The organism is Corallococcus sp. RDP092CA (assembly GCF_041903675.1).
Lineage (GTDB): Bacteria > Myxococcota > Myxococcia > Myxococcales > Myxococcaceae > Corallococcus.
In genome coordinates this window covers 1-292 of the sequence record NZ_JAYESI010000157.1, presented here as the reverse complement: position 1 = coordinate 292, position 292 = coordinate 1, and the positions used below count along the sequence as shown (strand labels likewise).

Genomic DNA, 292 nt, shown 5'->3' with positions numbered 1-292 from the left:
CATGAAGCGCGCCGGCAGCCGCTGGAAAGAGCAGTCCGGTCAGGAGGTGCTCGACCTCCGTGCCCTGGTGCTCTCCGCGCGCTGGGACGCCGCCATGGCTCTCACGCTCGCCCCCCTGCGTGCTCAGATCCACCGGACTGCGTGATCAGGATGGGAGCCAGACCCAAGAGGTCCGTCAGCGTGCTGCGGCTCATGGGCACCCCACCGCGCTCCATCCGCTGGGCCAGCCGGTGCAGGGGCATGGCGTCCGCGCACTTCGACGTCACCACGTGGGAAAGGAAGGCGGGGCCGT

The 292-nt window shown here is 70.2% G+C and carries 1 protein-coding gene; it reads right to left on the bottom strand.

The window, feature by feature from the left end; translation table 11 throughout:
* Positions 1 to 101: 101 nt before the first annotated feature.
* Positions 102 to 292: transposase (locus U8525_RS34590; RefSeq protein ID WP_374270991.1), on the bottom strand; the 191-nt coding region annotated here is incomplete at its 5' end.